The sequence below is a fragment of the Streptomyces sp. NPDC034043 genome (assembly GCF_055575675.1).
The window spans coordinates 463,071-488,099 of sequence record NZ_JBVISF010000001.1; the positions used below are offsets into that span (position 1 = coordinate 463,071).

25 protein-coding genes are annotated in these 25,029 nt (G+C 76.3%); 14 read left to right on the forward strand and 11 right to left on the reverse strand.

What is annotated here, in order from left to right:
• Positions 1–97: 97 nt before the first annotated feature.
• The gene (locus tag ACZ51S_RS02480; protein WP_468477146.1) at positions 98–733 is read left to right on the forward strand and encodes a TetR/AcrR family transcriptional regulator; all 636 of its coding nucleotides are present in this window, start codon (positions 98–100) and stop codon (positions 731–733) included.
• Positions 734–812: 79 nt separating this feature from the next.
• Here ACZ51S_RS02480 and ACZ51S_RS02485 read toward each other — a convergent pair whose 3' ends face one another.
• Entirely contained in the window at positions 813–1,535 is a 723-nt protein-coding gene (locus ACZ51S_RS02485; protein ID WP_468477145.1) for an SIR2 family NAD-dependent protein deacylase, read from the reverse strand.
• Between the two features lie 209 nt (positions 1,536–1,744).
• Between ACZ51S_RS02485 and ACZ51S_RS02490 the strand changes: the two genes are divergently transcribed.
• The 3 genes from ACZ51S_RS02490 to ACZ51S_RS02500 are packed head-to-tail and all read left to right on the forward strand — an operon-like array spanning position 1,745 to position 3,991.
• The gene (locus ACZ51S_RS02490; RefSeq protein ID WP_468477144.1) at positions 1,745–2,194 is read left to right on the forward strand and encodes a hypothetical protein; all 450 of its coding nucleotides are present in this window, start codon (positions 1,745–1,747) and stop codon (positions 2,192–2,194) included.
• Positions 2,195–2,210: 16 nt separating this feature from the next.
• Positions 2,211–3,098, forward strand: coding sequence for an ATP-grasp domain-containing protein (locus tag ACZ51S_RS02495; protein WP_468477143.1), 888 nt, complete (start codon positions 2,211–2,213; stop codon positions 3,096–3,098).
• A gap of 41 nt (positions 3,099–3,139) precedes the next feature.
• Positions 3,140–3,991: a GNAT family N-acetyltransferase gene (locus ACZ51S_RS02500; RefSeq protein WP_468801863.1), complete on the forward strand. Its 852-nt coding sequence runs from the start codon at positions 3,140–3,142 to the stop codon at positions 3,989–3,991.
• A gap of 73 nt (positions 3,992–4,064) precedes the next feature.
• Here the strand turns inward: ACZ51S_RS02500 and ACZ51S_RS02505 are convergent, their stop codons facing one another.
• The 3 genes from ACZ51S_RS02505 to ACZ51S_RS02515 form a co-directional block, all read right to left on the reverse strand.
• On the reverse strand, positions 4,065–4,508 hold the full coding sequence (locus ACZ51S_RS02505; protein WP_468885223.1) for a subtilase-type protease inhibitor: 444 nt from the start codon (positions 4,506–4,508) through the stop codon (positions 4,065–4,067).
• 217 nt (positions 4,509–4,725) lie between these two features.
• Positions 4,726–5,190 carry a Crp/Fnr family transcriptional regulator gene (locus ACZ51S_RS02510; protein WP_388936424.1) on the reverse strand — a complete coding sequence of 155 codons (465 nt, stop codon included), beginning with the start codon at positions 5,188–5,190 and terminating at the stop codon, positions 4,726–4,728.
• 194 nt (positions 5,191–5,384) lie between these two features.
• Positions 5,385–5,687, reverse strand: a complete 303-nt coding sequence (locus ACZ51S_RS02515; RefSeq protein WP_007262440.1) for a hypothetical protein — start codon at positions 5,685–5,687, stop codon at positions 5,385–5,387.
• 354 nt (positions 5,688–6,041) lie between these two features.
• Here ACZ51S_RS02515 and ACZ51S_RS02520 point away from each other — a divergent pair, with 354 nt between their 5' ends.
• Positions 6,042–8,774 carry a DNRLRE domain-containing protein gene (locus tag ACZ51S_RS02520; protein WP_468959348.1) on the forward strand — a complete coding sequence of 911 codons (2,733 nt, stop codon included), beginning with the start codon at positions 6,042–6,044 and terminating at the stop codon, positions 8,772–8,774.
• Between the two features lie 94 nt (positions 8,775–8,868).
• Here the strand turns inward: ACZ51S_RS02520 and ACZ51S_RS02525 are convergent, their stop codons facing one another.
• Together ACZ51S_RS02525 and ACZ51S_RS02530 are read right to left on the reverse strand one after the other, a co-directional pair.
• Positions 8,869–9,057, reverse strand: a complete 189-nt coding sequence (locus ACZ51S_RS02525) for a hypothetical protein (RefSeq protein ID WP_468801866.1) — start codon at positions 9,055–9,057, stop codon at positions 8,869–8,871.
• Positions 9,058–9,090: 33 nt separating this feature from the next.
• Positions 9,091–9,549, reverse strand: a complete 459-nt coding sequence (locus ACZ51S_RS02530; protein WP_468801867.1) for a hypothetical protein — start codon at positions 9,547–9,549, stop codon at positions 9,091–9,093.
• A gap of 91 nt (positions 9,550–9,640) precedes the next feature.
• Here ACZ51S_RS02530 and ACZ51S_RS02535 point away from each other — a divergent pair, with 91 nt between their 5' ends.
• Positions 9,641–9,955, forward strand: coding sequence for a hypothetical protein (locus ACZ51S_RS02535; protein WP_468477137.1), 315 nt, complete (start codon positions 9,641–9,643; stop codon positions 9,953–9,955).
• A 28-nt stretch (positions 9,956–9,983) separates the two neighbouring features.
• On the opposite strand, the gene ACZ51S_RS02540 is transcribed toward ACZ51S_RS02535, so the two are convergent.
• Positions 9,984–10,424, reverse strand: a complete 441-nt coding sequence (locus ACZ51S_RS02540; protein ID WP_468801868.1) for a hypothetical protein — start codon at positions 10,422–10,424, stop codon at positions 9,984–9,986.
• Between the two features lie 472 nt (positions 10,425–10,896).
• On the opposite strand from ACZ51S_RS02540, the gene ACZ51S_RS02545 reads away from it, so the two are divergent.
• Complete coding sequence (locus ACZ51S_RS02545) at positions 10,897–12,096, forward strand: MFS transporter (RefSeq protein WP_468959350.1); 1,200 nt, start codon at positions 10,897–10,899, stop codon at positions 12,094–12,096.
• A gap of 257 nt (positions 12,097–12,353) precedes the next feature.
• Positions 12,354–13,103, forward strand: coding sequence for a peptidoglycan-binding domain-containing protein (locus ACZ51S_RS02550; RefSeq protein WP_468801870.1), 750 nt, complete (start codon positions 12,354–12,356; stop codon positions 13,101–13,103).
• Positions 13,104–13,179: 76 nt separating this feature from the next.
• Here the strand turns inward: ACZ51S_RS02550 and ACZ51S_RS02555 are convergent, their stop codons facing one another.
• The gene (locus ACZ51S_RS02555; RefSeq protein WP_388936402.1) at positions 13,180–13,923 is read right to left on the reverse strand and encodes an SDR family NAD(P)-dependent oxidoreductase; all 744 of its coding nucleotides are present in this window, start codon (positions 13,921–13,923) and stop codon (positions 13,180–13,182) included.
• Positions 13,924–14,061: 138 nt separating this feature from the next.
• Here ACZ51S_RS02555 and ACZ51S_RS02560 point away from each other — a divergent pair, with 138 nt between their 5' ends.
• A complete protein-coding gene (locus ACZ51S_RS02560; protein ID WP_468477133.1) occupies positions 14,062–15,138 on the forward strand; it encodes an RNA ligase (ATP) in 1,077 nt (358 codons plus the stop codon).
• Positions 15,139–15,317: 179 nt separating this feature from the next.
• Complete coding sequence (locus ACZ51S_RS02565) at positions 15,318–16,235, forward strand: NADP-dependent oxidoreductase (RefSeq protein WP_468885418.1); 918 nt, start codon at positions 15,318–15,320, stop codon at positions 16,233–16,235.
• Between the two features lie 59 nt (positions 16,236–16,294).
• Here the strand turns inward: ACZ51S_RS02565 and ACZ51S_RS02570 are convergent, their stop codons facing one another.
• From ACZ51S_RS02570 to ACZ51S_RS02580, 3 genes are all read right to left on the reverse strand, one after another.
• A complete protein-coding gene (locus ACZ51S_RS02570) occupies positions 16,295–19,123 on the reverse strand; it encodes a poly(A) polymerase (protein WP_468959353.1) in 2,829 nt (942 codons plus the stop codon).
• Entirely contained in the window at positions 19,123–20,865 is a 1,743-nt protein-coding gene (locus tag ACZ51S_RS02575; protein WP_468477131.1) for an RNA ligase family protein, read from the reverse strand. Before ACZ51S_RS02575 ends, ACZ51S_RS02570 begins: the two co-directional genes overlap by 1 nt.
• Positions 20,866–20,987: 122 nt before the next feature.
• Positions 20,988–21,461, reverse strand: coding sequence for a hypothetical protein (locus ACZ51S_RS02580; RefSeq protein ID WP_468959355.1), 474 nt, complete (start codon positions 21,459–21,461; stop codon positions 20,988–20,990).
• 253 nt (positions 21,462–21,714) lie between these two features.
• On the opposite strand from ACZ51S_RS02580, the gene ACZ51S_RS02585 reads away from it, so the two are divergent.
• The 4 genes from ACZ51S_RS02585 (at position 21,715) to ACZ51S_RS02600 (ending at position 24,998) form a co-directional block, all read left to right on the forward strand.
• Entirely contained in the window at positions 21,715–22,722 is a 1,008-nt protein-coding gene (locus ACZ51S_RS02585) for an NUDIX domain-containing protein (RefSeq protein WP_468959358.1), read from the forward strand.
• Between the two features lie 55 nt (positions 22,723–22,777).
• Positions 22,778–23,287 carry an SRPBCC family protein gene (locus ACZ51S_RS02590; RefSeq protein ID WP_468477128.1) on the forward strand — a complete coding sequence of 170 codons (510 nt, stop codon included), beginning with the start codon at positions 22,778–22,780 and terminating at the stop codon, positions 23,285–23,287.
• A gap of 117 nt (positions 23,288–23,404) precedes the next feature.
• Entirely contained in the window at positions 23,405–23,938 is a 534-nt protein-coding gene (locus ACZ51S_RS02595; RefSeq protein ID WP_468477127.1) for a hypothetical protein, read from the forward strand.
• A 118-nt stretch (positions 23,939–24,056) separates the two neighbouring features.
• Positions 24,057–24,998 carry a class I SAM-dependent methyltransferase gene (locus tag ACZ51S_RS02600; protein ID WP_468959360.1) on the forward strand — a complete coding sequence of 314 codons (942 nt, stop codon included), beginning with the start codon at positions 24,057–24,059 and terminating at the stop codon, positions 24,996–24,998.
• Positions 24,999–25,029 lie beyond the last annotated feature (31 nt).

The following is a 25,029-nucleotide window of genomic DNA, read 5'->3' on the forward strand; positions in this document are numbered from 1 at the left end:
GTTAGGTATCGGGAATGCGGGGACCTTAACCCGGCCCGAACCTCTTGGGAACCCCTCCCTACGGGTAACCTGGCGGCGGAAAACGAGGGGGATCACCGTGGGCCGACCCAACCAGCCGCTGCTCAACCGCGGGATCATCGCGCGGGCGGCCCTCGAACTCCTCGACGGGGAAGGCCCCCAGGCCCTGAAGATGCGCACCCTCGCCGACCGCCTCGGAGTGCGCGGGGCCTCGCTCTACCACCACGTCGCCTCCAAGGACGACGTGCTCGACGCGGTCTCGGAACTGATCAACGAGGAGATCGACCTGAGCCCGCTGGACGACCCTCGGTGGCGCGAGGGGATCGCCGCCTACGCCCGCGGCTACCGGCAGGTCTACCTCCGCCACCCGAACGCCATCGCCCCGGCGGCCCGGCGCCAGGTCGAGGCCGACAAGGCGCTGCGCGGCTACGACGCCCTGCTCGCCGCGCTCGTGCGGGCGGGCTGCACCCCGGCCAGGGCGGCCGAGGCGGCGGCCGCCGTCGACTACCTGGTCCTCGGCTCGGCGCTGGAGACCTTCACGGCGGGCTTCAGCCGTACCCCCGCCGACTACCGCCCCGACTATCCGGCGCTGGCCGACGCGCTCAGCGGTGCGGCCGCCACGGGCGCCGGCCTGGACGCGCTCGACGACCGCGGCTTCGAGCTGGGCCTCGGCCTCCTCCTGGACGGCCTCGCCGCACAGCTGTCCCCGGCGTGAGCCCGGCCGGGCTCAGGCCGTCTCGCCCGGCCCGGCTTCGGGCCCTCCCGCCCGGCGCGGTCCGTTTCGCCCGGCCGGGTTACGCGAACCGGGCCAGGAGGGCCGGGAGGGCGGTGCCGATCGGCTCGCGGATCAGCTCGTCGGCCAGCGCGTCGTACGGGGTCTCCTCCGCGTTGACGATGATCAGGCGCGCCCCTGCCTCGGCCGCCATGCCGGCGAGCGAGGCGGCCGGCTGCACCTGGAGGGTGGTCCCGGCGGCGATGAAGACCTGGCACCCCTTGGCCACGGCCACCGCCCGCGCGAGCACCTCGGGGTCGAGACGCTCGCCGAACATCACCGTCGCCGCCTTCAGGATCCCGCCGCAGGCGGGACAAGCGGGATCCGGCTCCCCGGCGGCCACCCGGGCCAGCGCCTCCGCCATGCCCGACCGGGCGTGGCAGCGGGTGCAGACCACCTGTCGCGCCGTCCCGTGCAGCTCGAACACCTTCCGCGCCGGCATCCCGGCGAGCTGGTGCAGACCGTCCACGTTCTGCGTGATCACCCGCACCGGGGTGCCGGAGCGCTCCAGCTCGGCCACCGCCAGGTGCGCCGCGTTCGGCCGGGGCTCAAGGGCCCAGAGCTCGGAGCGCATGAGCCAGGACCGGCGCCGGATCTCCGGATCGGCCATGTAGTACGCGTACGTGACGAGCTTCTCGGCCTCCGGGTCGCGCCGCCACAGCCCCTGGGGCCCCCGGTAGTCCGGAATCCCGGAATCGGTCGACATCCCGGCCCCACTGAACACTGCGACGAGCGGCTTCCCCATGGGCCGACCCTAGACAGAACCCGCACGCGCATGCGACCGGATTACGCCCCGATCGCAGGCCGCTGCCTCCGCGGGGCCCGTCGGCGCTGCCCCCCGGGGCCGGTCGGCGCATGAGGAGAGTCGTTTCTGCGGTGAATCTCCGCGCCCACCGGAGTGAGCCCGCGCCGCGCCCCTGCCGACTGGAGCGGGCGGGCGGCTACAAACCGGACATGACGCTCATCCCGTACCGCCCGGGCGCCGTGCTGCTCGCACTGTCCGCCTCCCTGTTCCCGCTGATCGCGTCGTCGGTTCCGGCGGCCGCCCTCGCCGACCCCGTGCCCCGCTGGTCCCTCCAGCGCCATCACACCGCCGAGGACATCACCAGCTTCCTCACCGCCTTCTACGGGGACCACGGCCCCTCCGCGCTCGACCGCAGCCAGCGGGTCTCGCAGCAGCTGAAGGAGAAGCAGGCCCACAGCCCGGACGCCGACGTGGTGCTCTGCGCCCGGGGCGTCCCGCAGGACATCGGCATCGGCCCGGCCACGGTCGCCCATACCGCCGGAGTCGGCTGGGCCACCGTCACCACCACCTGGGACTCCGGCTTCACCGACACCTTCACCGCGTACGTCCGCCTCGACTCCCGGCCGATCGTGCTGGACGACGTGATCTGCGCGGGCTGATCACTATCGTGGGGGAGTGAACGCGACCACCACCGTCCTGTACTGCCACGACCCGCTGCACGAACGCCGGGCCGACACCCACTTCGCGGCCGAGGCCCGGCAGTTGCGCACCGCCGGCGGGACCGTCGCCCTCGTCGACCACGACGCCCTGCTCGCCGGGGACGCCGAGCGGGCGGTGGCCCGGGTCCCCGCCGGGGCCGGAGCCGTCTGGTACCGGGGCTGGATGGTCCCCGCCGAGCGGTACGCCGACCTCGACGCGGCCCTGCGCGGACGCGGCGCCCTGCTGGCCGTCAGCCCCGCGGCCTACCGGCGGGCCCATGAACTCCCCGGCTGGTACGAGACGTTCGCCGCGCTCACCCCCGTCAGCCGCTGGCTGCCCGCCGCGCCGGGAGAGACCCCGGACGGGGACCGGCTCGCGGCCCTCTCCGCGTCCCTTCCGGCCGGGGCCGGCATCGTCAAGGACTACGTCAAGTCCCGCAAGCACGAGTGGCACGAGGCCTGCCACCTCCCCGACCTCGCCGACCGCCCCGCCGTCCACCGCGTGGTGAGCCGCTTCGTGCAGCTCCAGGGGGAGTTCCTCGCGGGCGGGATCGTCCTGCGCGCCTTCGAGCGCTTCACCGGTCCCGAGGTCCGCGTCTGGTGGCGCGACGGGGAACCGCGGCTGGTGACCCCCCACCCGGACCACCCGGACCACCACCCCGAGCACGCCGCCGCACTCCCCGGCACCGCCCTCGCACCGGTCCGGCAGGCCGTCCGGGCGCTCGGCTGCCGCTTCGTCACCACCGACCTGGCGCTGCGCGAGGACGGGGTCTGGCGGGTCGTCGAGGTGGGCGACGGCCAGGTCAGCGACCTGCACCCGGCGGTCGGGCCGCAGGCCCTCGCCGAGCTGCTGACGGCCGGATAGCGCTCCTGCGCCCACCCCGGCGTTCTGGTACAACACCGGCCATGACGGGATTCGAGATCACCGGCGCGGGCGCCGCCGACATGGAACTGCTGCGCAACTGGGCGGACCTGGAGGGCTGGAACCCGGGAGACAGCGACCGGTTCGCCTTCGCGGTGGCCGACCCGGACGGCTTCCTCGTCGGGCGCCGGGACGGGGAGCCGGTGGCGTGCATCTCCGCCGTTCGCTACGGCACCGGGTTCGGCTTCATCGGCTTCTACATCGCCCGTCCCGACGTACGGGGCCAGGGGTACGGCATCCGGCTGTGGCGGGCCGGGATGGAGCGGCTCCAGGGGCGGCTCGTCGGACTGGACGGGGTGGTCGAGCAGCAGGACAACTACCGTAAGTCCGGCTTCCGTTCCGCCTGGACCACCATGCGCTACGAGGGCTCGCCACGGGCCGGCGCGGACGGTGCGGACGGGGGCGTGGAGTTCGTCGACGCCGGCTCGCTGCCCTTCGCCCGGCTCGCCGCCTACGACCGGCGCTTCTTCCCGGAGCCGCGTGACGCCTTCCTCTCCGCGTGGGTGTCGCTGCCGGGCCGGACGGCCCTCGCGGCCGTGCGGGACGGCCGGATCGAGGGCCTCGGCGTGATCCGCCCGTGCAGCGGTGCCTCCCGCATCGGCCCGCTCTACGCCGCCACCCCCGAGGTGGCCGCCGCCCTCGTACGGCGGCTCGCGGAGCACGCCCCCCGCGGTGAGGTGGCCTTGGACGTGCCGGACGCGAACCCGCCCGCGGCCGCGGTGGCGGCCGGGCTGGGGCTCGACCCCTCCTTCGAGACGGCCCGCATGTACACCGGCCCGGCGCCGGACGTGGAGCTGGCCGGGCTGTACGGCATCACCAGCCTCGAGCTGGGCTGACCGGCACCGTCGGGGACCGGCGCCGGGCCGGACGGCGGTCGTGCGCCGCCGCCCGGCCCGGGAGCGGCGGTCCTCAGACGCCGAAGAGCACGCCGGTGGTGCTGCGCAGCCCGCACGGGTTGCCGAAGGTGTACGTGTAGCTCAGCCGCCGGCCCTGCCACACCCCCTCGGCGGTGACGGTCACCGGGTTCCACTCCCTGGTGCACGCGGTGTCGGGGCGGGGTGCCGCCAGTGCGTCGAGCGAGGCTCCGGTGGCCCGCAGTTCGGCGCAGGCCGCCGCCGGGTCGGGGTGCGTGCCGCCGGGCCGCGGCGCGCACACCAGTGTGGCCGCGCGCAGTACCGTCCCGTTGACGGCGTCCTCCCCGGCCGTGACGCTGACCACGAGCGCGGACGGCGAGTACAGGCTCTGAGCTCCGGCCGGCGCCGCGTCGGCGGCTCCGGTCCCCGCCAGCGCGGTGAGCGCGGTGAGGGCCGTTGCTCCGGAGGCCAGTCCCAGACTCCTGGTGATGGACCGCATTTCGAACACTCCTCGGGGTCGGTACTTCGGATAGCGGACGCGAGTGTGGCCCATCCGCGGCGGGAACGCCCGTACGTACCGCTGTTTTCCGTCACCGATCGTAAGCGCGTGAGCGCAGTCCGCAGCCGTCTCGGCCCGGCCCCCCTCGCGGTGACCAGCGCGAAAGGGATTCCGGGAAACGGCCGAACACCCTCCCCGACAAGTTCACCGCGCGCCTTCAGCGCCCCGCCGCCGTGCGCGGCGAGTAGAGGTCGAGGAGCCGGGTCCGGGTCTGCTGGAGCCGTACGGCGAGGACCCGGCCCACCCAGTGCCCGATCGCCGAGCCGAAGGCCGGATCGGCGTCCATGAGCATCCGGACGGTCGCCCCGTCGAACTCGTAGGCGCGCACCGGGGTCATGGCCTCGGCGCTCAGCTGCCACACGTACGGCGGGAACAGCCACGACCAGCCGACGAGCTCCCCGGGGCCGAGGCTCTCGACGGGGGCGGGGAGGCGGCGGCCGGGCAGCGGGACCTCCAGGGTCACCGTGCCGGAGCGCACGATCCAGAAGCTCAGCGCCGGGGCGCCCTCCTCGAAGAGCCGGGCCCCTTCGGGAAGGTTGACCTCGCGGGCGTGGGACATCAGCCGGCCGCGGTGCTCGGCGGACAGCACGGCGGCGATCCGGATGGGGGAAGGTGTGCTCATGACGGCCTCCGATCGCGACCCCCCACGCGCCTCTGTTCCCCCAGTGTCGCCCGACCGGGGCCCGGATGGGGACGTGCGGCGGTGCGGGCACCGTGGGTCGCCCGCCGTCCACCGAGGGTGGCGGGCGGCGGCCCGGGTCGCCCCGGAGCGTCGCCCGCTCCCGGGCGGAAAAACCCTTCCGGTGGCTGTCGCCGCTACTCCTCGGCGTTGGCCTCCAGGCAGGCCAGTTCCATCGCGTCGAGCACCGCTTCGTGGCTGCGCCCGCTCAGTTCCGCGACGTTCTCGATCTGCGCCGTCGCCCAGGCGGCCAGCGTCATCACCAGCACCCGCAGGCCGTCCGTGCCGTGGTCGTCGAGGATCGCGTCGGCGACCGTCATGGCGTCCTCCGGCACCTGCTCGGGCGGCTCCAGTCCGGCGAGGCCGCGCAGCATCGCCAGGGTGCGGCGCGATATCTCCGGGGTGATCCTCGCCAGCCGCATGTCTTCGTCGTCGTCCATCAGCCCCGCCCTCCCGTCACCGGCCCTGCCCCTCAGGGCACGGTAGAGGCGCACGGCCCCGCGCGGGGCGGTTTTTGCCAGGTGACCGCGTGTGAAAGGGATGGCCCGTGCTTCCCGGAATTGACGCCTCCGGACGCGACCCCTCCCCCCGGCCCGTTCCGCCTCCCGGGCGCGGCCCCTCCCGTCGTCCCGCTCCATCGGCGGCCCCAACGCCCGCTGCGACGGGGCGCGTTCGACATCCGATGCGTCAAGTCTGCTGCTCGGGAAGGCGATCCGTCCTAGGGTGCGCCCGTACGGAAGAACACCGGTACCTCTGCGGTACAGCGGTGCGACGCACAACGAACTGGGGGGTTCATGCGTAGATCCAGAGGCCTGGCGGCCGCTCTCGCCCTGTCACTGGCCGGCACCGGCGCGGTCGTCGGCCTCGGCCTCGTCCCGCAGGCGGCGGCCATCACCCCGCCCGTGGCCTTCACCGCCGACCCGCTGCCCACCTGGCAGCCCAACGGGGTGGTCTGGGCCCTCGCCGAGGCGGGCGGCACCGTCTTCGTCGGCGGAACCTTCTCCGCCGTACGCCCGCCGGCCGGAGCCGGCGGCAGCGAGCGTCCCGCGGTCAACTTCGCGGCGCTCGACGCGGCGACGGGCGCCCCGACCTCCTGTGACCTGTCCTTCACCGTCGGCAGCGGCACCGCCACCGTCCGCGCGCTCACCGTGTCACCGGACAAGAAGACGCTCTACGCGGGCGGCTACTTCGGCGCGGTCAACGGCACCCCCGTCTCCAGCATGGCCGCCATCGACGTGGCCACCTGCACCGTGAAGCCGGCCTTCCGCCCGGCCTTCGCGGCCACCGTACGGGCCGTCGCGGTCACCGGCGACACCGTCTACGCGGGCGGCGACTTCCTCACCGTCGCGGGCCAGCCGCGCGGGCACTTCGCGGCCGTCGCGGCCGCCGACGGCGCACTGCGCCCCTTCAGGGCCGACGCCGACGAGCCGGGGCGGGCCGTCGAGGTCACCCCGGACGGCAAGAACGTACTGCTGGGCGGCGACTTCTTCCGGGTCAACGGGACGGACACCCACGCGCTCGCCGTCGTCGACGCCGCCAGCGGCGCCCTCACCAAGTCCTACGCCGGCTTCATCGAGACCAACTCGGTCGTCAAGGACATCGCCGCCGACGCGACCGGCTTCTACACCGCCAACGAGGGCACCGGCGGCGGTGTCTTCGACGGCCGGATCGCCCTCGACCTGGCCGGCTTCGGCCAGCGCTGGCGCGACACCTGCCTGGGCGCCACCCAGGCCGTCCTGCCGTACCAGAACGTGCTCTACAGCGCCTCGCACGCGCACGACTGCTCCAGCGTGGGCGAGTTCCCCGACGGACAGCGCCACCACCTGCTGGCCCAGCCGACCACCAGCACCGGCAAGCTGGGATGGTCGCCCGACACCAACGACGGCATCGGCGAGGGCATCGGCCCGCGCGTGATGGCCGTCGGCTCCAAGGCGGGCGTCCCCTACCTGTGGGTGGGCGGCGAATTCACCACCGTCAACGGGGCGGCGCAGCAGAGCCTGACCCGCTTCTCCTCCGTCAACGACACGGGCGCGCCCACCGTTCCCGTGGCGAGCGCCGCGGCGTTCGGGCCGGCCGAGGTCCAGGTGCGCTGGCGCACCAGTCTCGACCTGGACGACAGCGCGCTCACCTACCGGATCTACCGCAACGGCTCGGCGACCCCGGCCGGCACGGTGACCGCCGACTCGCTGTTCTTCAAGCGGCCGCAGGCCTCCTGGACCGACACCACGGCCCAGGCCGGCCAGACGTACACCTACCGGGTGACGGCCACCGACGCGGCGGGCAACGTCAGCGCCCCCTCCGCTCCGGCGAGCGTGACGCTCCCGGCATCGGCCGAGGCCTACCCGAGCCGGGTCCGCGCGGACGGCGCCCAGCTGTACTGGCGTTACGACGACGCGGTCCTCCCGTACGCGGCCGACTCCTCGGCCGCCGGCGACCAGGCGGGCGTGCACCACAACGGCCCGGCCCTGCGCCAGTCGCCGGGGGCTGTGGGCGGCGCGAGCACCGCGATCGGCTTCGACGGCACGAACACGCACGTCTACGGCGACCGGCGGCAGAGCGTGGGGAGCACCTACAGCATCGAGACCTGGTTCAGGACGAACACCACCCGCGGCGGCAAGCTCGTCGGGTTCGGCAACCAGCAGACCAGCGGCAGCAATCGGTACGACAAGCACATCTACATGACCAATGACGGCCGGCTGGTCTACGGCGTCTACACCGGAGCCACCCGCACCATCACCACAGCCGCCGCCTACAACGACGACAAGTGGCACCACGTCGTCGCCACCCAGGGCCCCGGCGGGATGACCCTGTACGTGGACGGAGTCCAGAAGGGCACCCTGAACGTCACCACCCACGAGAACTTCACGGGCTACTGGCGCACAGGCTTCGACGGCCTCGGCGGCTGGCCGGACCGTCCCGCCAGCGAGCACTGGGCGGGCCGGCTGGACGAGACCGCCGTCTACCCGGGCGTCCTGAGCGCGGCCCAGGTGCAGAACCACCACGCCCTGGCCTCCGCCCCGGCCGACTCCGTCGTCCAGCTGACCGCGGCCGAGGACACGTACGCCAACGCGGGCGCCCCGGGCACCAACTACGGGACCTCCGGGTCCCTCGCCGTGCGCGGCACCTCGCTGTACACGAGCTACCTGCGCTTCGACCTGCCCGCCGCGCCCGCCGGGAAGGTCCTCAAGTCGGCCGCGCTGAGCGTGAAGACCAGCACCATGGCCGGCGCCGGGACCACCGACACCGTCTCGGTCGTCCCCGTCACCGGAGCCTGGTCGGAGGGCGGGACCACGTACGGCAACCGCCCGGGCACCGGCGCCCCGGCACTGGGCGGCTTCGCCGGGATCCCGGACGGCTCGGCGGTCCACACCACCGGGCTGAACACGGCGGCCGTCGCGGGCGCCCTGGGCGGCTCGTACAGCCTCGCCCTGACCAGCACCGGGACCGACGCGCTGTGGCTGTGGTCCTCGGAGGCGGCGGCGAACGAGGGGACGCCGCAGCTACGGCTGACCTTCGGGGCGCCGTAGGCCGCGGGCCGCGCTCCACGGCGTCCGGGACGCCGCGGAGCGCGAGCCCCCGGGCCGTCGCCCGTCACCGGGCGGGCGAAGGCCCCGCCGCGGGTCAGGCCGACGCCCGCGAGCGCCGCACGTCCCGGACGAGCGTCCACACGGCCCCCAGGAAGAGCAGGACACCGGCCGCGATCCACAGGGGCGACGCCCCCGTGCGGTAGTCGTGAACGGCTCCGACGAGGAGCACCGAACAGGCGAGGACCCCGAAGGCCGAGATCGCGGTACCGGTGTGGCGGGTCATGACGGCATTGTCGCCGACGGCCGGGGCCGCCCCTCACGGGGTGCCCCGGCCGCCCGGCGCCTCCACCTCCAGGAAGCGGCGGCCGCGGGGGCCGCGGTAGAGCAGGCAGTCCCAGCCGTGCCGCTCCAGCTCCGCCGCGCAGGCCTTCAGCCGTTCCTGTTCCTCCAGGGCCGCGCCGCCACCGGGCGGGCCCGCCCAGGTCACCTCCACCCGGTCCGCGTCCGGCACCACCCGGTACCCGGTCCGCACGCGCCGCCCCGCTCCGTCCACCGCCGACGGCGGGAAGCCGGCCGCCTCCAGGACCAGGGCCACGGCGCGCGCCGCCGCCCGCAGCTCCCAGGGCGCCGGGACCGCCGTCCCGCCGGCGAGCAGCCGCCGGATCTGCAGCAGCCCCTCGTACGCCGTGCGCACCTCCGCGGCCCGCCCGGTACCGGACGGCTCCGGGCCGTCGCCGGTCGCCGGCTCGAAGCCCATGCCCCGGGGTTCCGTCACCCCTCCACCCCCGCCGTCTGAGTACTCCATGACCAACGGCCTGAGTATCCGCCCCGATTCCCCGCCGGGCCGCCGCTGCTGGAATGCCGGTATGAACACTTCGGCACCCGGACCCGCCCGCCCCCGCCTCGGGCACGTCACCGCCGCCGGCTCCGCGCTGGCCGTCGCGCTGGTTCCGCTCGTCGTCGGCGTCCTGATCGCCAAGGGGGTCGCCGCCGACCCGCACGCCCCCGTCAACGCCCTGATGACCGGCGGCGGCCAGCGCGCCGGGCTGCCCCGCGCCGAGTGGAGCCGTCGCGGGCACAGCGCGGTGCGCAGGCTGCGCACCGCCGGCCGGGGCACCGCCCGGCGCTGTGCGGCCGTCCGCGACCGCCGCCGGTCCCTCAGGGTGCCGGCGGCACCCTGAGGGACCGGGGACACCCGCTGCCCGGGGGTCAGCGGCCGTACTGGCGCACGCACAGGTCCACGATGGACGGCGGTACGGTCCCCTCCGCCGCCTCGCACAGCTCTTCCCCGCGCACCGGGCGCGGCACGCGCGGGGCCGGCTGGGGGGGCCGTGCGTGCCGGGGAGCGGCGGGCTTGGCGGGCCGCTCGGGGGCCGGGCGGGCCCGGCGGGCGGGCGGCGGCACCCGCGGGTCCGGCTCGGCGCCGGAATCGGGGACCTCGCCCAGGGGAAGGGGAAGCTCCGGCGGCGGATCGTGGGCGTGGTGGGCTCCGGTGAAGTCCGGGGAGTCCGGCGAGTCCGGGGCGTCCACGGGCGGCACGGACCCCCGTGCCGGACCGGGCACGCCGGACTCCGGCCCCACGGAGACGCAGCCGGCGCTGGCGAGGAGCGCGAGGAGGGAGAAGGGCAGGGTGGCCCGGCGTAACTGCATCCGACCACCATGCCGTAGTCCGGGCCGGCCGGATCCCGGCGCTCACGCGTCCGGGTGACGGGGGCGGCGGAGGGACGGACCCGGATGTTGCCGAATCGATCCTTCAGGGGGTGGCCGGGAGCGGCCCCGGCGGTCGCAGAATGGGCGGCACCGCGACCGGCACGGTACGGCAGTGCGGGCGACGGGGGAGGCGCGACCCCCGGGGCCCGGTGCCGCCGTGCCCGTCACCGCCCGCCCGCCGTACGGAGTGCCGAGCATGACCGAACCAGCCGCGTCCAGCGTTCCCGCCCCCGCCCCGACACCCGAACCGGGCGCGACGCCCGCCCCCACCCCGACACCCGAACCGGGCGCGACGCCCACCCCGGCGGACCCCGCCCCGAGGCCCGAACCCGGCCCGACGCCCGCCCCGCGCCCGGCGGACCCCGGCCCTCCGGCCGCCGGCGGGCGGGGTTCCGCGCGGGGGTGGGCGTCCGTGGGCGCCGTTTCGCTGGGGATCTTCTGCCTGATCACCTCCGAGCTGCTGCCGATCGGGCTGCTCACCCCCGTCGGGGCCGCACTGGGGGTGTCCGACGGCACCGCCGGGCTGATGGTCACCGTCCCCGGGCTCGTCGCGGGCCTGTGCGCGCCCCTCGTCACCGTCGGAGCCGCCCGGACGGACCGGCGGCACGTGCTGTGCGTGCTGATCGCCCTGATGGCCGTCGCCAACCTCGCCGCCGCGTACGCCCCGGACTTCACCGTGGTCCTGGCCGCCCGGGTCCTGGTCGGCGTCAGCGTCGGCGGGTTCTGGGCCATCGCGGGCGGGCTCGCCGTCAGGCTGGTCCCCGCGCACCACGCCGGCCGGGCCACGGCCCTGATCTTCGGCGGGGTGCCGACCGCCTCGGTCCTCGGCGTTCCCGCGGGGACCCTCCTCGGTGAACTGGGCGGCTGGCGCACGGCCTTCGCCGCCGTCGGCGTCCTAGGCGCCCTCACGGCCGTCGCCCTGTTCCTGCTGCTCCCCGCGCTGCCCCCGGCCGGGCCCGTCACCTTCCGCGAACTGCCCGCCCTGCTGCGCCGCAACCACGGGGTCCGGGCCGGAGTGATCGTCACCTTCCTGGTGGTGACCGGACAGTTCGCCGCCTACACCTTCGTGCGGCCGATCCTGCGGGACGTCTCCGGCGTCGACTCCGGCCTGGTCAGCACCCTGCTCCTCGGCTACGGCCTCGCCGGGGTCGCGGGCAACTTCCTGGCCGGGCCGCGCGACGCCCGCCGTACGCTGCTGACCGTCAGCGCCACCCTCACCGCCGTACTGGCGCTGATCGCCGTCCTGCCGGGGGCCTTCGCCGGCACCGCGCTGCTGCTGGTCTGGGGCCTGGTCTACGGCGGGGTCTCCGTCAGCCTGCAGCGCTGGATGCTCCAGGCCGCGCCGCTGGCCGCCGAGGCGGCCTCGTCCCTGATGGTGGCCATGTTCAACTTCGCCATCGCGGCGGGCGCCCTCACCGGCGGGCTCGTGGTGGACGGCGTCTCCGTGCCGGCGGCCCCGCTCACCGGCGCGGCGCTGATGCTGGCGGCCGCCCTGACGGTGGCGGTCGCCACCCGCCGGGACGCGGACGGGGAGGGGGACGGCGGTCCCTCCGGCGGGACCCCCCGACCACGGGCCGGCCGCCTCCGCCCCCGCCGCCGACCCGCTGCCTGACCAGAACGGACGCATGGGGCGGAACGGACACCCGGCTTGACGAAGCGGCGGCGGACGGCGAGAGTCCGCTCAAGAGTCACCGAATGAGCCGCACTTCGGAGAAGTCCCCCATGCCGATATCCGCCCGCGCCCCGTTCACCGTGCCGGCCCAGGGGGCGGGCCCGGCCCTTGCCGCCCGGCGGCGCAGGGCCTGACCGGCTGGACGGGGGCCGGTTCCGCACCGCCGCACCGGCCCCCGTCCGCGCCCGGAGACAACCGTGTCCCCACACCCCCATGAGAGCGGGCCCGAGCCCGACGACCACCTGTTCGTGCGCCCTTACGTCGCCGTGCCGGAGGACCCGTCCGGCTCCGCCTACCCCGCCTGGCCGTCCGGCCCGGAGCTCCCGGAGCCGGCCGGGCGGGCGGACACGACCCAGCCCCTGCCGCCCGTGCCGCCCGCGGCCCCGGCCGCTGCTCCGGTCGCCGCGGGACACCGCCGCACGCCCGCGCGGCGGAAGAGCCGGCTGCCGCTGACCGCCCTCGCCCTGCTGGCGCTGGCCGGGGCGGGCGCCCTGGCGTTCCTGGTGAGCGCGCCCGAACCGGAGCCCGCGCCGGCCGCGGGCCGGCCCGACCTGGCCCTGCCCGCCCTGCCCGCCCGCAGCCCGGGTGCGGGGGACTCCGACGTGCGGAGCCGGGCGGCGACGGCGGCGCCCTCGGGCTCCGCCTCCCGGCTCACCCCCAGCGCGTCCGCGTCCTCGGCGAAGCCGACGGCCCCCGCGACCCCGGGGCCGGCCGGCTCCGCGAGGCAGCCGGCCGGGACCTCCGGGACCCTGCGCCCGGGGGACAAGGGGCCCGAGGTCAGCGCCCTCCAGGAGCGGCTGTACGGGCAGGGGTTCACGTACGTACGGGTGACCGGGGTCTACGACGGGCAGACCAAGCGCGGTGTCGCCCAGCTCCAGCGGGACCGGGACATCAAGGGCGACCCGATCGGCGTCTACGGCCCGGCCACCCGGGCGGTCTTCGGCTGAGGCCGGGAGCGGCGGAAGCGACAGGAGCGGCGGGACGCAGGCGAATGCGGTGCCCCGGCCGGAGCCCCGGCCCGGCTCACCGCCCGCCCGAGACCCGCAGCACCGCCCCCGTCGTGTACGAGGCGTCCTCGGACAGCAGCCAGGCGATGGCCCCGGCGATCTCCTCCGGCTGCCCGGGCCGGCCCAACGGGATGCCCGGGGCCGCCTTGGCCGGGCGGTCCGGGTCGCCCATCGCCGCGTGCATGCCGGTCTCGATGATGCCCGGCGCGACCCCGTTGACGCGGACGCGGTCCGGACCCAGCTCCTTGGACAGGCCCACGGTGAGCGCGTCGACGGCCGCTTTGGTGGCCGCGTAGTGGACGTACTCCCCGGGGCTGCCCGTCGTCGCGGCCGTCGAGGAGACGTTCACGATGGCGCCGCCGCCACCGCGCGCCATGTCCCGGGCGGCCCGGCGGCAGCAGAGCAGGTACCCGAGCAGGTTCACCTCCACCACCCGCCGCAGGTCCTCGGTCCGGGCCTCGGCGAGCCGGCCCAGGGGGCCGGTCACCGCGGCGTTGTTCACCAGCCCCGTGACCGGGCCCAGTTCCGTCCCGGCGATGTCGAAGAGCCGCTCCACCGCGTCCTCGTGGGAGGTGTCCCCGCGTACGGTCACGCACCGCGCGCCCGCCGCCCGCACGCGCTCGGCGGTCGCCTCGGCAGCCGCACCGTCGCGCGCGTAGCCGAGCACCAGGTCGTGCCCGTCGGCGGCGAGGCGCACGCAGGTCGCGGCGCCGATGCCACGGCTGCCTCCGGTGACGACCGTGACGGGACGACGTGGCATGTGAACCTCCGTACGGACAAAGGCGGATGGGTTCCGCGCGGGCAGGCTAACACCCGGAAAATCCGCTGGACCAGCGGAAATGGCGGCGCCGAAAGTGGCCGGGACATCCGAACCCGTCCCGTCCGCCAGGAGGCGCCCATGTCCACCCTGCGAGTCACCGTGGAAGAGCTGACCGTGCACGAGCATCCCAACGCCGACGCGCTGGAGCTGGCCCAGGTGGGCCTCTACCGCGCCGTCGTCGCCAAAGGCGCCTACCGGACGGGCGACTTCGCCCTCTACATACCCGAACAGGCGGTCCTTCCCGCCGCCCTGATCGAGGAGCTGGGCCTGACGGGCCGCCTCGCCGGAGGCTCCCACGACCGGGTCAAGGCGGTCCGGCTGCGCGGGGAGCTCTCCCAGGGCCTGGTCTGCCTGCCCCGCGCGCTGGCCGGGACGGACCTGGCCGGCGCGGCCGAGGAGGGCACCGACTTCGCGGAGGCGCTGGGCATCGTCAAATGGTCGCCGCCCGTCCCCACGACGATGGCCGGTGAGGTCGAGGCGGCGCCCGACCTGCTGCCGTGGGTGGACATCGAGAACCTCCAGCGCTACCCGCGGATCTTCGAGGAGGGCGAGCCGGTCGTCCTGACGGAGAAGCTCCACGGCACGGCCTGCCTGCTGACCTACGTCGCGGGGGAGGAGCGGGTCCTGGTCTCCTCCAAGGGAGTCGGCGCCAAGGGGCTGGCGCTCAAGGAGGACGGGCGCAACGTCTACTGGCGCGCCGTACGCGGCCACGGCGCGGCGCGGGCCGCGGCCCGGCTGGCCGAGCGGCTGGGCGCGAGCCGGGTCGGCGTCTTCGGTGAGGTGTACGGGGCCGGGGTGCAGGACCTGGCGTACGGGGTCCACGCCGCGACGGCCGACGCGCCGCCCGGGTACGCCGTCTTCGACGTGGCCGCCGAGATCGACGGCCGGGTGCGCTGGCTGGACCCGGAAGAGGTGTTCCCGGACGGCGAACTCCCGCTGGTTCCCAGGCTCTTCGAAGGGCCGTACGACCTGGAGGCGGTACTGGAACTGGCGAGCGGCCGGGAGACCGTCTCCGGGCGGGGCCTGCACCTGCGTGAGGGGGTCGTCATCCGGCCGGCGGCCGAGCGGTACAGCCCGGTGCTCGGCGGCCGGGCCATCGCGAAGGCGGTCAGCCCGGCCTACCTCACGCGCAAGGGAGGCACCGAGTACGAGTGAGCCCGCCGGGCCGCGCCGCCCGCAGACCCGCGCGGCCCGCCGCTGCCGCACCGGCCCCGCGGCGGCGTTGCGCTCGGCGGCGCGGGCGGCCTCCCGTGATGGGATGGAACCCAGGGGCGATTCCGCCGGTCCGGATTCGAGGAGAGGCCGTATCCATGTCGCAGGACACCGAGGACACCATGCGGGCGATGGCGTACCAGACCTACGGCGGGCCGGAGGTGCTCGCCGAGACCCGTCTGCCCGTGCCGAAGGTCGCGCCCGGTGAGGTCCTCGTCCGGGTGCGCTGCGCGGCGGTCAACCCGGTCGACTGGAAGATCATGGCGGGTGGGCTGGACGGCCTGATGGACGCCGTGTTCCCCGTCGTCCCGGGCTGGGACGTGTCCGGCACCATCGAGCGGGTCGGCATCGACGCCCCCGAGTTCGCGGTGGGCGACGCCGTCATGGGGTACGCCCGCAAGGACTGGGTGCACGGCGGGACCTTCGCCGAGTTCGTCAGCGTCCCCGTACGCTGCCTCGCGGCCAAGCCCGCCTCCCTCGACTGGCGGCAGGCGGCGGGCCTGCCGCTGGCCGGACTGACCGCCTACCAGCTGCTCACCCGTCTCGGCACCGGCAAGGACGACACGGTCCTCATCCACGGCGCGGCCGGCGGTGTCGGCTCCCTCGGAGTCCAGATCGCCGCCTCCATCGGCGCCCGGGTCATCGGCACCGCCTCCCCGCGCAACCACGACCGGCTCCGCGAGCTCGGCTGCGAACCCGTCGCCTACGGGGACGGACTGACGGAACGCGTCCGCGCCCTCGCCCCCGAGGGCGCCACCGTGGTCGCCGACTTCGTCGGGGGCGTCGTCGACGTCACCCGCGCCGTCCTCGCCGACGGCGGACGCCACGCCTCCATCGCCGACCACGCGGTCCTGGGGGCGGGCGGCCAGTGGATGTGGGTCCGCCCCGACTCCGCGGACCTCGCGGCCCTGGGCCGCCTCGCCGACGAGGGCCGCCTGACGGTCACCGTCGCCAGGACGTTCCCGCTCTCCGAGCTCGCGGCGGCCTTCGCCCTCAGCCAGGAGGGCCACACCGCGGGCAAGATCGTCATCGAGGTGTGAAACGAGGGCCGCCCCTCACGACGCGCCGGGCCGCGGGGCGCACCGGGCCGCGCGTCCCCTCACGCCAGGTCCGGGACCTCCCCCGACGCCCTCCAGGCGACCTCCACACCCGGCAGGGACGCCGCCCAGGGCCCGGCGAACGCGGCCAGGGCGGCCGCGTCCGGCGGGATCGGGCCCAGACCGACGGCGTAGCGGGCCAGGGTGGCGGTCCGCTCGAAGGGCCGGGGCCACGCGTGGGCCCCCGGCAGCCCGGCGAGCAGCGCCCGCAGCCGGCCCCTGGCCCGGCCCAGCCGCTCCTCGAACTCCCCGGCCGCACCGCCCCGTACGGTCACCACCGCCCACGCCGCGTGCCGTCGGTGCAGCGGCGGCGGCGACAGCAGCCGGCCGAGGCCGTCCGGCTCGGCCTCCAGCACCTCCCAGGCCCGGTACAGCTCCTGGACCAGCAGGTCCCGCAGGCCCGGCCCCACCTGCGCGGTGCAGCTGCGGACCGGCGCGCAGGGGGTCAGGACCGTCACCGGGTCCGGGGAGCGGCCCGTCCCGCCCGCCGGGAGCAGGGACACCGGCTCGCTCCAGTCCCAGGCGGCCCAGGTCCCGAAGAACTCCCGCCGCAGCGCGGCCGGGGAGAGGTCCCGGGCCTCCCGGACGGTCCGGGCCGCGAGGACCGCCCAGGCCAGCCCCGGCAGCCCGCCGAAGGGCGCCGAGTCCAGGCCCCGCGCTCGCGCCCACGCCTTGACCTCCCGCGCCAGACCGGCGAAAGCGGCGTGCTCCGCGCCCACGGACCCGCGTACCGCGTCGGCGTCGTCGAGGGCGCTCAGCGCCACGGCCGCCGCCTCGCCCAGCTCCGCCCGCCGGGCCACCGCGCGCCCCGGGTCCAGCTCCCCGGCGCCGACCAGCACCAGGTCCACGTCCAGCCCGGACGCGCGCAGCCGCAGCCCCGGCACCCGCGCGCCCGTCACCTCGCGCAGCCGCTGCGCCTCCGGCAGCGCGGCCGCCACCCGCGCCCGCACCCCGGCGGTGTCCACCCGCCCGGGCAGTACGGCCACCAGGTCCAGGTCGGCCCCCGGCAGCGCGCAGCCCATGCTGCGGGAACCCGCCGTCCGCACCAGGCCCTCGGGGAGGGCCGCCGCGATCCGCGCCGCGAGCTCCCCGGCCGCGCCCGGTACCTCGGCGTCCCCCGCCGGGGCCGCGGGCCGCGTCCACCGCACCGCGCCGGTGCCCAGCTCCACCACGGCGCGGACGCGCATCGGCCCGTCCCCGCGCCGCGACAGCACCGCCAGCTCCCCGACCCGCGCCGTACGCCGGCCGGGCCCGAGCCGCTCCGCGAACTCCCGCTCCGCGCGCCGGGGATCCGTGCTGCGGCCCAGCGTCAGGTGCGGGGTCCAGCCCTCCGCGCGGCCCCGGCAGCCCGGGAACCGGTCGGCCAGGGCACGGCGCAGCTCCTGCCACGGCGCGTCACCGTCCGCGCCCGCCGCCGGGTCCAGCCAGAGCGTGGCGTCCTCCCGGTGCCCGAAGGACCGCACCCCCTCCAGCCGGGCGGCGAACGGCTCCGTCCCGGCCGCGACCTCCGCCAGCAGCGGCAGCGCCTCCTCGAAGGAGGACTCCGGCACGAAGCCGAACAGCAGGTTCACGTGCGCCGGCCAGCGGTCCGCCTGCGGGTCGTGCGCCCGGCGCAGCTCCCCGACCACCGGGTCGTGCGGGGCCAACCACGCCACCGCCGTCCGGGCCGTCGCCGGTACGCCGCACCGCGCGGTCCCCGCGTCCGGTGCCGCGTACTCCACGGTTGCCTCCACCCCGAAGTGGTCGGAGACGAACAGCCCCTGCGGGCCCGGGGAATCACCCCGCAGCGCCGCCTGCCGCACCCGCGCCCCGCCGGAGGGGCGCAGCAGGATGCGGTCCAGCCGGGCGGCCCGCCCCGACAGCGAGCACACCGCCGCCAGCGGGTTGACCCGGGGGTCGAAGGTGGGGGTGTCGTCCCCGGGCCCGTGCACGTCGTTCCACGCGTCCAGCAGCCCCAGCGCGGCGGCCGGCCCCTCGGCCCCGGAGCGGCCGTCGTTGAAGTCGCCGAGCAGCGCGACCCCGGCGTCGATCCCGCCCAGCCCCTCGGCCAGCCGCGCCAGTTCGGCCTCCCGCCGGCCGGCGCCGTTCTCGGTGTGGTCGCTGGTCAGGTGCGTCGCGGCGACGACCAGGGGCCCGCCCGCGGTGTCCACGGTGACGGCGGTGACCGCCTTGTGCCGGCCCAGCGCGTGCAGCCCCGCCTCCCGCACCGGCAGCCGGCTCAGCACCAGCAGCCCGTGGTCCGGGACGTCCTCGCCCTGCGGATCGGTGCCCACGGTGTAGCCGGCCCGTACCCACGGCTCGGCCAGCAGCAGGGCCAGCAGCGCCGGTTCGACCTCCTGGAGCGCGATCACGTCCGCGTCGGCCGCCGCCAGGTCCGCCAGCAGCATCGGCCTGCGCCGGGCGGTGACGATGCGCGGGGCGTCGTACCGGTCCCACAGGGTGTTCCAGGTCAGCAGCCGCACGCGCGCCGCGGGGTGCTGACCCGGCCCGTCCGGACCGGGCTGGACCGGCCGCCAGCAGCCGGCCGCCGGATCCCAGCCGTGCGGGGTCCTCGCCGTGAAGAACGGGGCGGACAGCAGCCGCCGCTCGCGCACCCGCCCGGCTCCCGTCGAGTCGATCCGGTCGACGCCGGTGGCCCGGTCCCACACCAGTTCGCCGTCGGCCTCGACGAACAGCACCCGGTGCCAGGGGATGTCGCCGCCGGGCACGAAGGAGGGCAGCGGCACCCGCTTGGGCGCGGCCCCGCGCTGGAGCAGGCCGAGCGTGAACCGTGCCGGGTCGAACCGGGGGTCCCAGCGGACCTGGTGGTAGAGCTGCTCACTCGTGCGCATTACAGATCGTCCCCCTCGCCGGCCGGCCCGAGGGAGCCGGCGGTGTCCTCGACCGTGCCGCCCGCCCCGACGTACCGGGTCCGGTGCGCCTGCCCCGGGTGGGGCGGGCTGAACCGCCGCAGCTGTGCGGCCAGTACGGGCTCCGGCACGGGATGCGGCCGTACGGCGTTGCGCCGCGCCAGTTCCGCTTCCCCGACCAGCATCACCACCCGCGTGACCAGGGCGTCGCGGCGCCGTGCGACCGCACCGGCCAGGCCGCGCTGCTGCTCGGTCAGGGAGGTGGCGTCCCAGACCACCGTGCCCCCGGCGGCCAGGGCGCGGTCCAGCCGCTCCAGGCCCTCGCGCAGCACCTCCGGATTGGCCCGCTGGTCGGCGCGCGCACCCCGGGCCCCGCGCAGGTCGTCCAGGCAGATGTACGCGTCCACCCCGGGCAGGGTCCGGGCGAAGGTGCTCTTCCCGCTGCCCGAAGGCCCGCACAGCTGTACCAGGCGCGGGTACGCGGACCCGTCCCGCCAGCGCCAGGTCGCGGCCACGGCCTCCTGCGCCGAGGAGACCGAGCCACGCCCGAAGGCATCGCGGGCCTCCGCCCAGCACCGGTCGGCGGCGTCCGCGTCGAGGCCGCCGAACGCCCCGCGCAGTCCGGTGCGCAGCTCGCCGAGCGGGTCCGGGCCCAGCAGGCCGGCGTCCTCGGCGCACAGCGCCGACCACTGGGCGCACTCCAGCTCCTCCGCCGTCGCCGGGAGGGCCGTCGCCAGCGCGTGCAGCACCCCGAGGTCGGCGGCCGAGGCCATCCGCACCAGCCCGGCCCGCCGCTCCTCCTCCGGGAAGGGCCTGCGCAGCGCCGGATACAGGCCCACCAGGTCCGCCACCCGCCGCGCCGTGCGCATCCCGAGCGGTCCCGCGGCGAGCCGCGCCGCGAGGGCGCCGCGGTGTTCCTGGTGCAGGGCGGCGGCCAGGACCCCCGCCAGCCGGGCCTCCCCGGTGCGGCCGGCGCCGTCGAGCCGGGCGGTGACCTCCCGGACGGCACGCTCCACGTCCGGGCCGGCCGGCGCGGGCACCCCGACGGCGGCGAGCAGCGCGGCGGGATCCGGTTCGGAGCCGGAGCGGACCGCCCACAGCGGTGCGGCAGGGCCGAGCCCGTTGGGTACCACGGGCGCGTACATCCAGTGCGTGTCGGTCCGCACATGGCCGCCCCGCACCCACTTGGCGGCGTACCGCCCGAAGTCCGCCCGGTCGAATCCGGCCGTCGTCCGTACGACGTAGCCCTCTTGGCGGGTGGTGTCGATCCGCAGCCGGCGCAGCGCCCGCTCGTCGTAGGTCCCGCGCCACAGGACGCGCGGCACGGGGACGCCGAGCCGGCCGAGGAAGCGCACCGTGCGGTCCCAGTCGAGGCAGTGGTCGCCGTCCCACACCGAGAACCCGTAGAACCAGCTGTCGAGTTCCTCGTAGGCGAGCGAGTGGCGGGCGTACACGTTCTCCCCGCAGACCCGCCACCCCTGCGGTATGCGGGCGCCGATCCGGCTCTGGAGGCCCTTGACCCAGGCGCGGGAGGGGTGGTGGGCGGAGTCGAGCGAGCGGGCGTGCAGGCCGTCCGCGTACAGGGTGGTGTTCTCCCCGTCGAGCTTCTCGGTGACGACCACCTCGCGCCCGGCCAGCGCCGAAGTGCCGGCGGCGCGGACGTCGTCCGCCGTGGCACCGGGCGACCACGGCAGGTGTGCCGTGCGGGGGTAGTGCGTACGCATGATCGGCTCCAGCTCGGGCGACGGGTGCCCCGTCACTCTAGGTATCCGGAGCGGCCCCATCCACCCAATTTGCCACGTACCCGCCCGCCCGGGCACCGCCCGCCCGGCCCGGGCCCGCACGGTCAGCGGCACAGGGCGACGATGGCCGGATCCACCACCCCGTGGGCCGCCTCGCACAGCCGGCCCATGTCGTACGAACGCTGCGGCGCGGGCGGGGGCGCGGGGCGTGCGGGCCGCCGCTCGCGCGGCTTCGGGGCGGGGGCGCGGTACGCGGGGCGGGCGGGCCGGGCGGGGGAGGCGCGGCGGGGCGGCCGGTCGTCGGAGCGCTGCCCGGGGCGGGGCGGGGCGACGGGCCGCTGTGGGGCACCGGCCGGCGGCGCGGGAGCCGCGGCCCCGGCGGGCGGCGACGGCACCGCCACCGGATCCGGCGCCGGTCCCAGGGGCAGGCCCTCCGCCACCGGCTGCCGGGGGGCCCACCCGGTCGGAGCGGGCGGTTTCCCGGGCGCCCGTACGGTCACGCACCCGGTGGCCGGCACCAGCAGGGCGAGCAGCAGGGGCAGGGACAGGGCGAGCGGCAGGGTCCGGTGCGACGGCATCCGCCCACCCTGCCGCAAGGGGGCGCCGGCGGTCGCGCCCACTCACACGGACGGGTGAGCGTACGTGGTCGGACCAGCCGCTTTCACACTGCCGGTCCGCAGCACGGACCGTAGCGAGACGGGCGTAACACGGCAATAAGGAGGCGCGCAGCGGTGGAGCGGTCACGGCGCGTGCCCGGACGCCCGCCGTAACCCGGCGCCCGGAGCCGCTGTTGCACAGGCGGCTGGTCCACCCACGGTGAACGGAGTACCGATGCCGCAGCTGACCGACGACCCCGGACGTGCGGGCACCTGGATGACCCCGGCGGAGTACGGGGCCTCGCGCGCCGCGCTCTGGACCGGGGCGACGGTCCTCGTCACCGACCCCGACGGGCGGGTCCTCGTCCAGACCGTCGACTACCGCACGGACCGGCTGCTGCCGGGCGGCGCCGTGGACGCCGGGGAGGCGCCCTCGGCGGCCGCGGCCCGCGAGATGCGCGAGGAACTCGGCGTCGACGGTCACTACCCGCGCGGGCTCGCCGTCGACTGGATTCCCGCCGACATCCCCGGCATCCCGCCCGAGATGCGCTTTCCCGGCGAGATCCTGCACGTCTACGACGGCGGCACCTGGACGGAGGAGCGCATCCGCGCCGTGCGCCTGCCCGTACAGGAGATCACCGGCATCGACTTCGCCGAGCCCGCCGACCTGCCCGCCCTGATGGACCCGGGCGACGCCCGCCGTGCCCTGGCCGCCCTCCGCGCCCGGATCAACGGCGCCGGCCCCGCCCTGCTGGAGGACGGCCGCCCCACCACCCCCACCGCCCTGGACCGCCTCGGGGTCCTGCGCGGCCGGCGCACCCCGCAGCACGGCACCTGGCACCCCGGCCCCGTCCCCGCCCGCCTGCCCGTACGGGACCACACCGGCTGGCTCTTCGCCCCCGACGGGCGGGTACTGCTGCTCATCGCCCGCGCCACCGGCGCCGCGCACCTGCCCGCCCCGAACGCGGAGCCCGCCGTCGGGGCGGTGCCGCTCGGCTACCGGTACGCCGACCGGGGGGCGCTGGCCCGCACGGCGGCCCGGCTCACGGCGGTGGCCCCGGCCGCGGACCCGGCGTACGCCCGGCTGCTGGCCACCCCGGAGCAGGTGCGGGAGCTCAGCGACTGGGGCCCGGCCGGGTGGCACGAGGTCGCCGCGGTGCACGCCGCCCGCGCCCACCTCGGCCTGCCCGCCGCCTTGCGGACCCCGCCCGTGGAACTGCCCGAGCAGGGACTGCGCTGGTGAGGGACCGGGCCCGCCAATGCCGGGCCCGCGGCGGCCGGTCCCGCAGCATGGGGCCATGACCGACAGCGTGATCGACTACACCGTCTACATCCAGGCCGACCCCGAGCGGGTCTGGCAGGCCCTCACCGACCCGGCCTACACCCGCCGCTACTGGGGGCTGACCTTCGAGACGGACTGGGCGGTGGGCTCGACGATGGACTGGGTCGAGCGCGGGGCCCGCACCAGCGACCCCGAGCAGGTGGTGCTGGACTGCGTCCCGGACCGTCGGCTCTCCTACACCTGGCACACCTTCAGCGCCGAGTGGGCGGCCTCCGCAGGCATCACCGAGGAGCTGCGGGCCGAGCTGGCGGGCGAGCCGCGCACCAGGGTGACGTACGAGATCGAGCCGGTCGGGGACACCCTCGCCCGGCTCACCGTCCACCACGAGGGGTTCACCCCGGGCGGCACCCTCATCGGCATGTGCTCCGCCGCCTGGCCGATGCTCGTCTCCAGCCTCAAGACCCTCCTGGAGACCGGCGCCCCGCTGCCCGAACCGGAGCCCGGGCGGCCCGGCCCGGGCCGGTGACGGCCTCCGGGACCGGCACGGCGTACCGCACGGCCACCGCCCGGTGAGCTCGCCGCGGACCTCCCGGCCCACCCCCCGCCCCGGGCACGCCTACGGCGGTCGTGTGGAATACGTGCCATGGGCAGCCCAGAACACCAGATGCGCCGCACGCCGTCGGCCGGCCCGGCGACGACGGCCCGGCCCCCGCAGCAGGCGGGGCCGACCGACCGCTGGCGGTACGCCCGCCACCTCGACCGGCTCGCCGCCGCCGGCGCGGCCGGCGTGCCGGGGGAGGCCGCGGCGGTGGCCGAGGTCCTGCGCGACCGCGACCCGGTGATGGCGCAGAGCGCGGTGGTGACCCATCTGGACCGCCGGGCCGTACGGCTGTTGCCCGGCACCGCCTTCCACGACTGGGCCCGCGCCCTGCACCGCGTGCTCGACGGCCACGCGTTCCCCGCCCGGCGACTGCGCGAGTGGACCCTGCTGAAGGCCATCGAGGCCGGTGGGGAGTGGTCGCGGGCCGAGCTGGCGGCCGCCTCCGACTGGTGCCAGCGCACCGCGGCCCGGTCGCCGGCCCCCGACGAGGCGCTGGCCCTGCTGGCCGCCTCCGGCCGGACCCGCGGCGTGCGCAACGCCGCGGCCCGGCGGCTGCACAGGCGCGCCACCGCCTGAGCGGAAACGATCAGTGCGGGAGAACTCTCGCCATACGCCTGTTCGCGGGTTTATGGTCTGCCTACCTGGCCGGGTATCAGCGCCGAACCGTTGCCATTCCGCTGGAGGATGACTCCCCGTGTCGCACGTTTCACAGGCTCCCGTCACCACCCCCGACGCCGAGCCCGTACCACCCGTTCCCACGTCCTTCGACGAGGTGAAGGGCTGGTTCTCGGCGCATGACCAGGTCCTCTTCGACTGGTTCCTGACCCGCCAGAACGAGGCCGCGCCCGTGGCCGGTGACCTCCTGGAACTGGGCGCCTTCATGGGCAAGAGCGCGATCTTCCTGGGCGGGTACCTGCGTGACGGCGAGGAGTTCACCGTCTGTGACCTCTTCGACTCGCCCGCCCCCGACGACTTCAACCTGGAGGAAGTGCGGGACTCGTACCCCACCCTCACCCGCCGCGGGTTCGAGACGAACTACCTCGCCTTCCACGAGTCGCTGCCCACGGTCATCCAGGCCCCGACCTCCGTCGTCGCCGAGAAGGTGCGCCCCGGCAGCTGCCGCTTCGTCCACATCGACGCGTCCCACCTGCACGAGCACGTCGTCCAGGACATAGCCTCGTCCCGGATCGTCGCCGCGCCGGACGCCGTGGTGGTCTTCGACGACTACCGTTCCGCCCACTGCCCGGGCGTCGCCGCCGCCGTCTGGGCCGCCGTGGCCACCGGCGAGCTGCACCCGATCGCCGTGTCCGCCTCGAAGCTGTACGCGACCTGGGGCGACCCGCAGCCGCAGCAGGCGGCGCTGCTCGGCTGGCTGGAGGGCCGCTCCGACCTGTGGCACGGCGTCGACGTCATCGACGGCAAGCCGCTGGTGCGGATCGGCGACGAGGGAGCCCCGGTGCCGCCCGCCCCGCAGCCGCTGCACCCGCCGGTCCCCGTTCCGGCCGCAGCTCCGGCCCCGGCCGCCCCGCGGCCCGCACCCCGGCCGGGGGTGCGCTGGCGCCGGCTGGCCAAGGACCTGCTCCCGCCGCTGGTCACCCGCGCCATCGTGGCCCGGCGGCGCCGCGCCCGGGCCTGAGGCCCGCGCCGTTCGCGTGGTCCGGCGGGCC

What these genes read in the sequence shown, in the direction of transcription:
- ACZ51S_RS02555 (WP_388936402.1), bottom strand. Translation starts at nt 13,923, where the DNA reads ATGCCACGTCGTCCCGTCACGGTCGTCACCGGAGGCAGCCGTGGCATC.
- ACZ51S_RS02575 (WP_468477131.1), bottom strand. Translation starts at nt 20,865, where the DNA reads ATGCGTACGCACTACCCCCGCACGGCACACCTGCCGTGGTCGCCCGGT.
- ACZ51S_RS02580 (WP_468959355.1), bottom strand. Translation starts at nt 21,461, where the DNA reads ATGCCGTCGCACCGGACCCTGCCGCTCGCCCTGTCCCTGCCCCTGCTG.
- ACZ51S_RS02500 (WP_468801863.1), top strand. Translation starts at nt 3,140, where the DNA reads ATGACGGGATTCGAGATCACCGGCGCGGGCGCCGCCGACATGGAACTG.
- ACZ51S_RS02525 (WP_468801866.1), bottom strand. Translation starts at nt 9,057, where the DNA reads ATGACCCGCCACACCGGTACCGCGATCTCGGCCTTCGGGGTCCTCGCC.
- ACZ51S_RS02485 (WP_468477145.1), bottom strand. Translation starts at nt 1,535, where the DNA reads ATGGGGAAGCCGCTCGTCGCAGTGTTCAGTGGGGCCGGGATGTCGACC.
- ACZ51S_RS02505 (WP_468885223.1), bottom strand. Translation starts at nt 4,508, where the DNA reads ATGCGGTCCATCACCAGGAGTCTGGGACTGGCCTCCGGAGCAACGGCC.
- ACZ51S_RS02595 (WP_468477127.1), top strand. Translation starts at nt 23,405, where the DNA reads ATGGGCAGCCCAGAACACCAGATGCGCCGCACGCCGTCGGCCGGCCCG.
- ACZ51S_RS02535 (WP_468477137.1), top strand. Translation starts at nt 9,641, where the DNA reads ATGAACACTTCGGCACCCGGACCCGCCCGCCCCCGCCTCGGGCACGTC.
- ACZ51S_RS02510 (WP_388936424.1), bottom strand. Translation starts at nt 5,190, where the DNA reads ATGAGCACACCTTCCCCCATCCGGATCGCCGCCGTGCTGTCCGCCGAG.
- ACZ51S_RS02490 (WP_468477144.1), top strand. Translation starts at nt 1,745, where the DNA reads ATGACGCTCATCCCGTACCGCCCGGGCGCCGTGCTGCTCGCACTGTCC.
- ACZ51S_RS02565 (WP_468885418.1), top strand. Translation starts at nt 15,318, where the DNA reads ATGCGGGCGATGGCGTACCAGACCTACGGCGGGCCGGAGGTGCTCGCC.
- ACZ51S_RS02570 (WP_468959353.1), bottom strand. Translation starts at nt 19,123, where the DNA reads ATGCGCACGAGTGAGCAGCTCTACCACCAGGTCCGCTGGGACCCCCGG.
- ACZ51S_RS02515 (WP_007262440.1), bottom strand. Translation starts at nt 5,687, where the DNA reads ATGGACGACGACGAAGACATGCGGCTGGCGAGGATCACCCCGGAGATA.
- ACZ51S_RS02520 (WP_468959348.1), top strand. Translation starts at nt 6,042, where the DNA reads ATGCGTAGATCCAGAGGCCTGGCGGCCGCTCTCGCCCTGTCACTGGCC.
- ACZ51S_RS02590 (WP_468477128.1), top strand. Translation starts at nt 22,778, where the DNA reads ATGACCGACAGCGTGATCGACTACACCGTCTACATCCAGGCCGACCCC.
- ACZ51S_RS02540 (WP_468801868.1), bottom strand. Translation starts at nt 10,424, where the DNA reads ATGCAGTTACGCCGGGCCACCCTGCCCTTCTCCCTCCTCGCGCTCCTC.
- ACZ51S_RS02585 (WP_468959358.1), top strand. Translation starts at nt 21,715, where the DNA reads ATGCCGCAGCTGACCGACGACCCCGGACGTGCGGGCACCTGGATGACC.
- ACZ51S_RS02560 (WP_468477133.1), top strand. Translation starts at nt 14,062, where the DNA reads ATGTCCACCCTGCGAGTCACCGTGGAAGAGCTGACCGTGCACGAGCAT.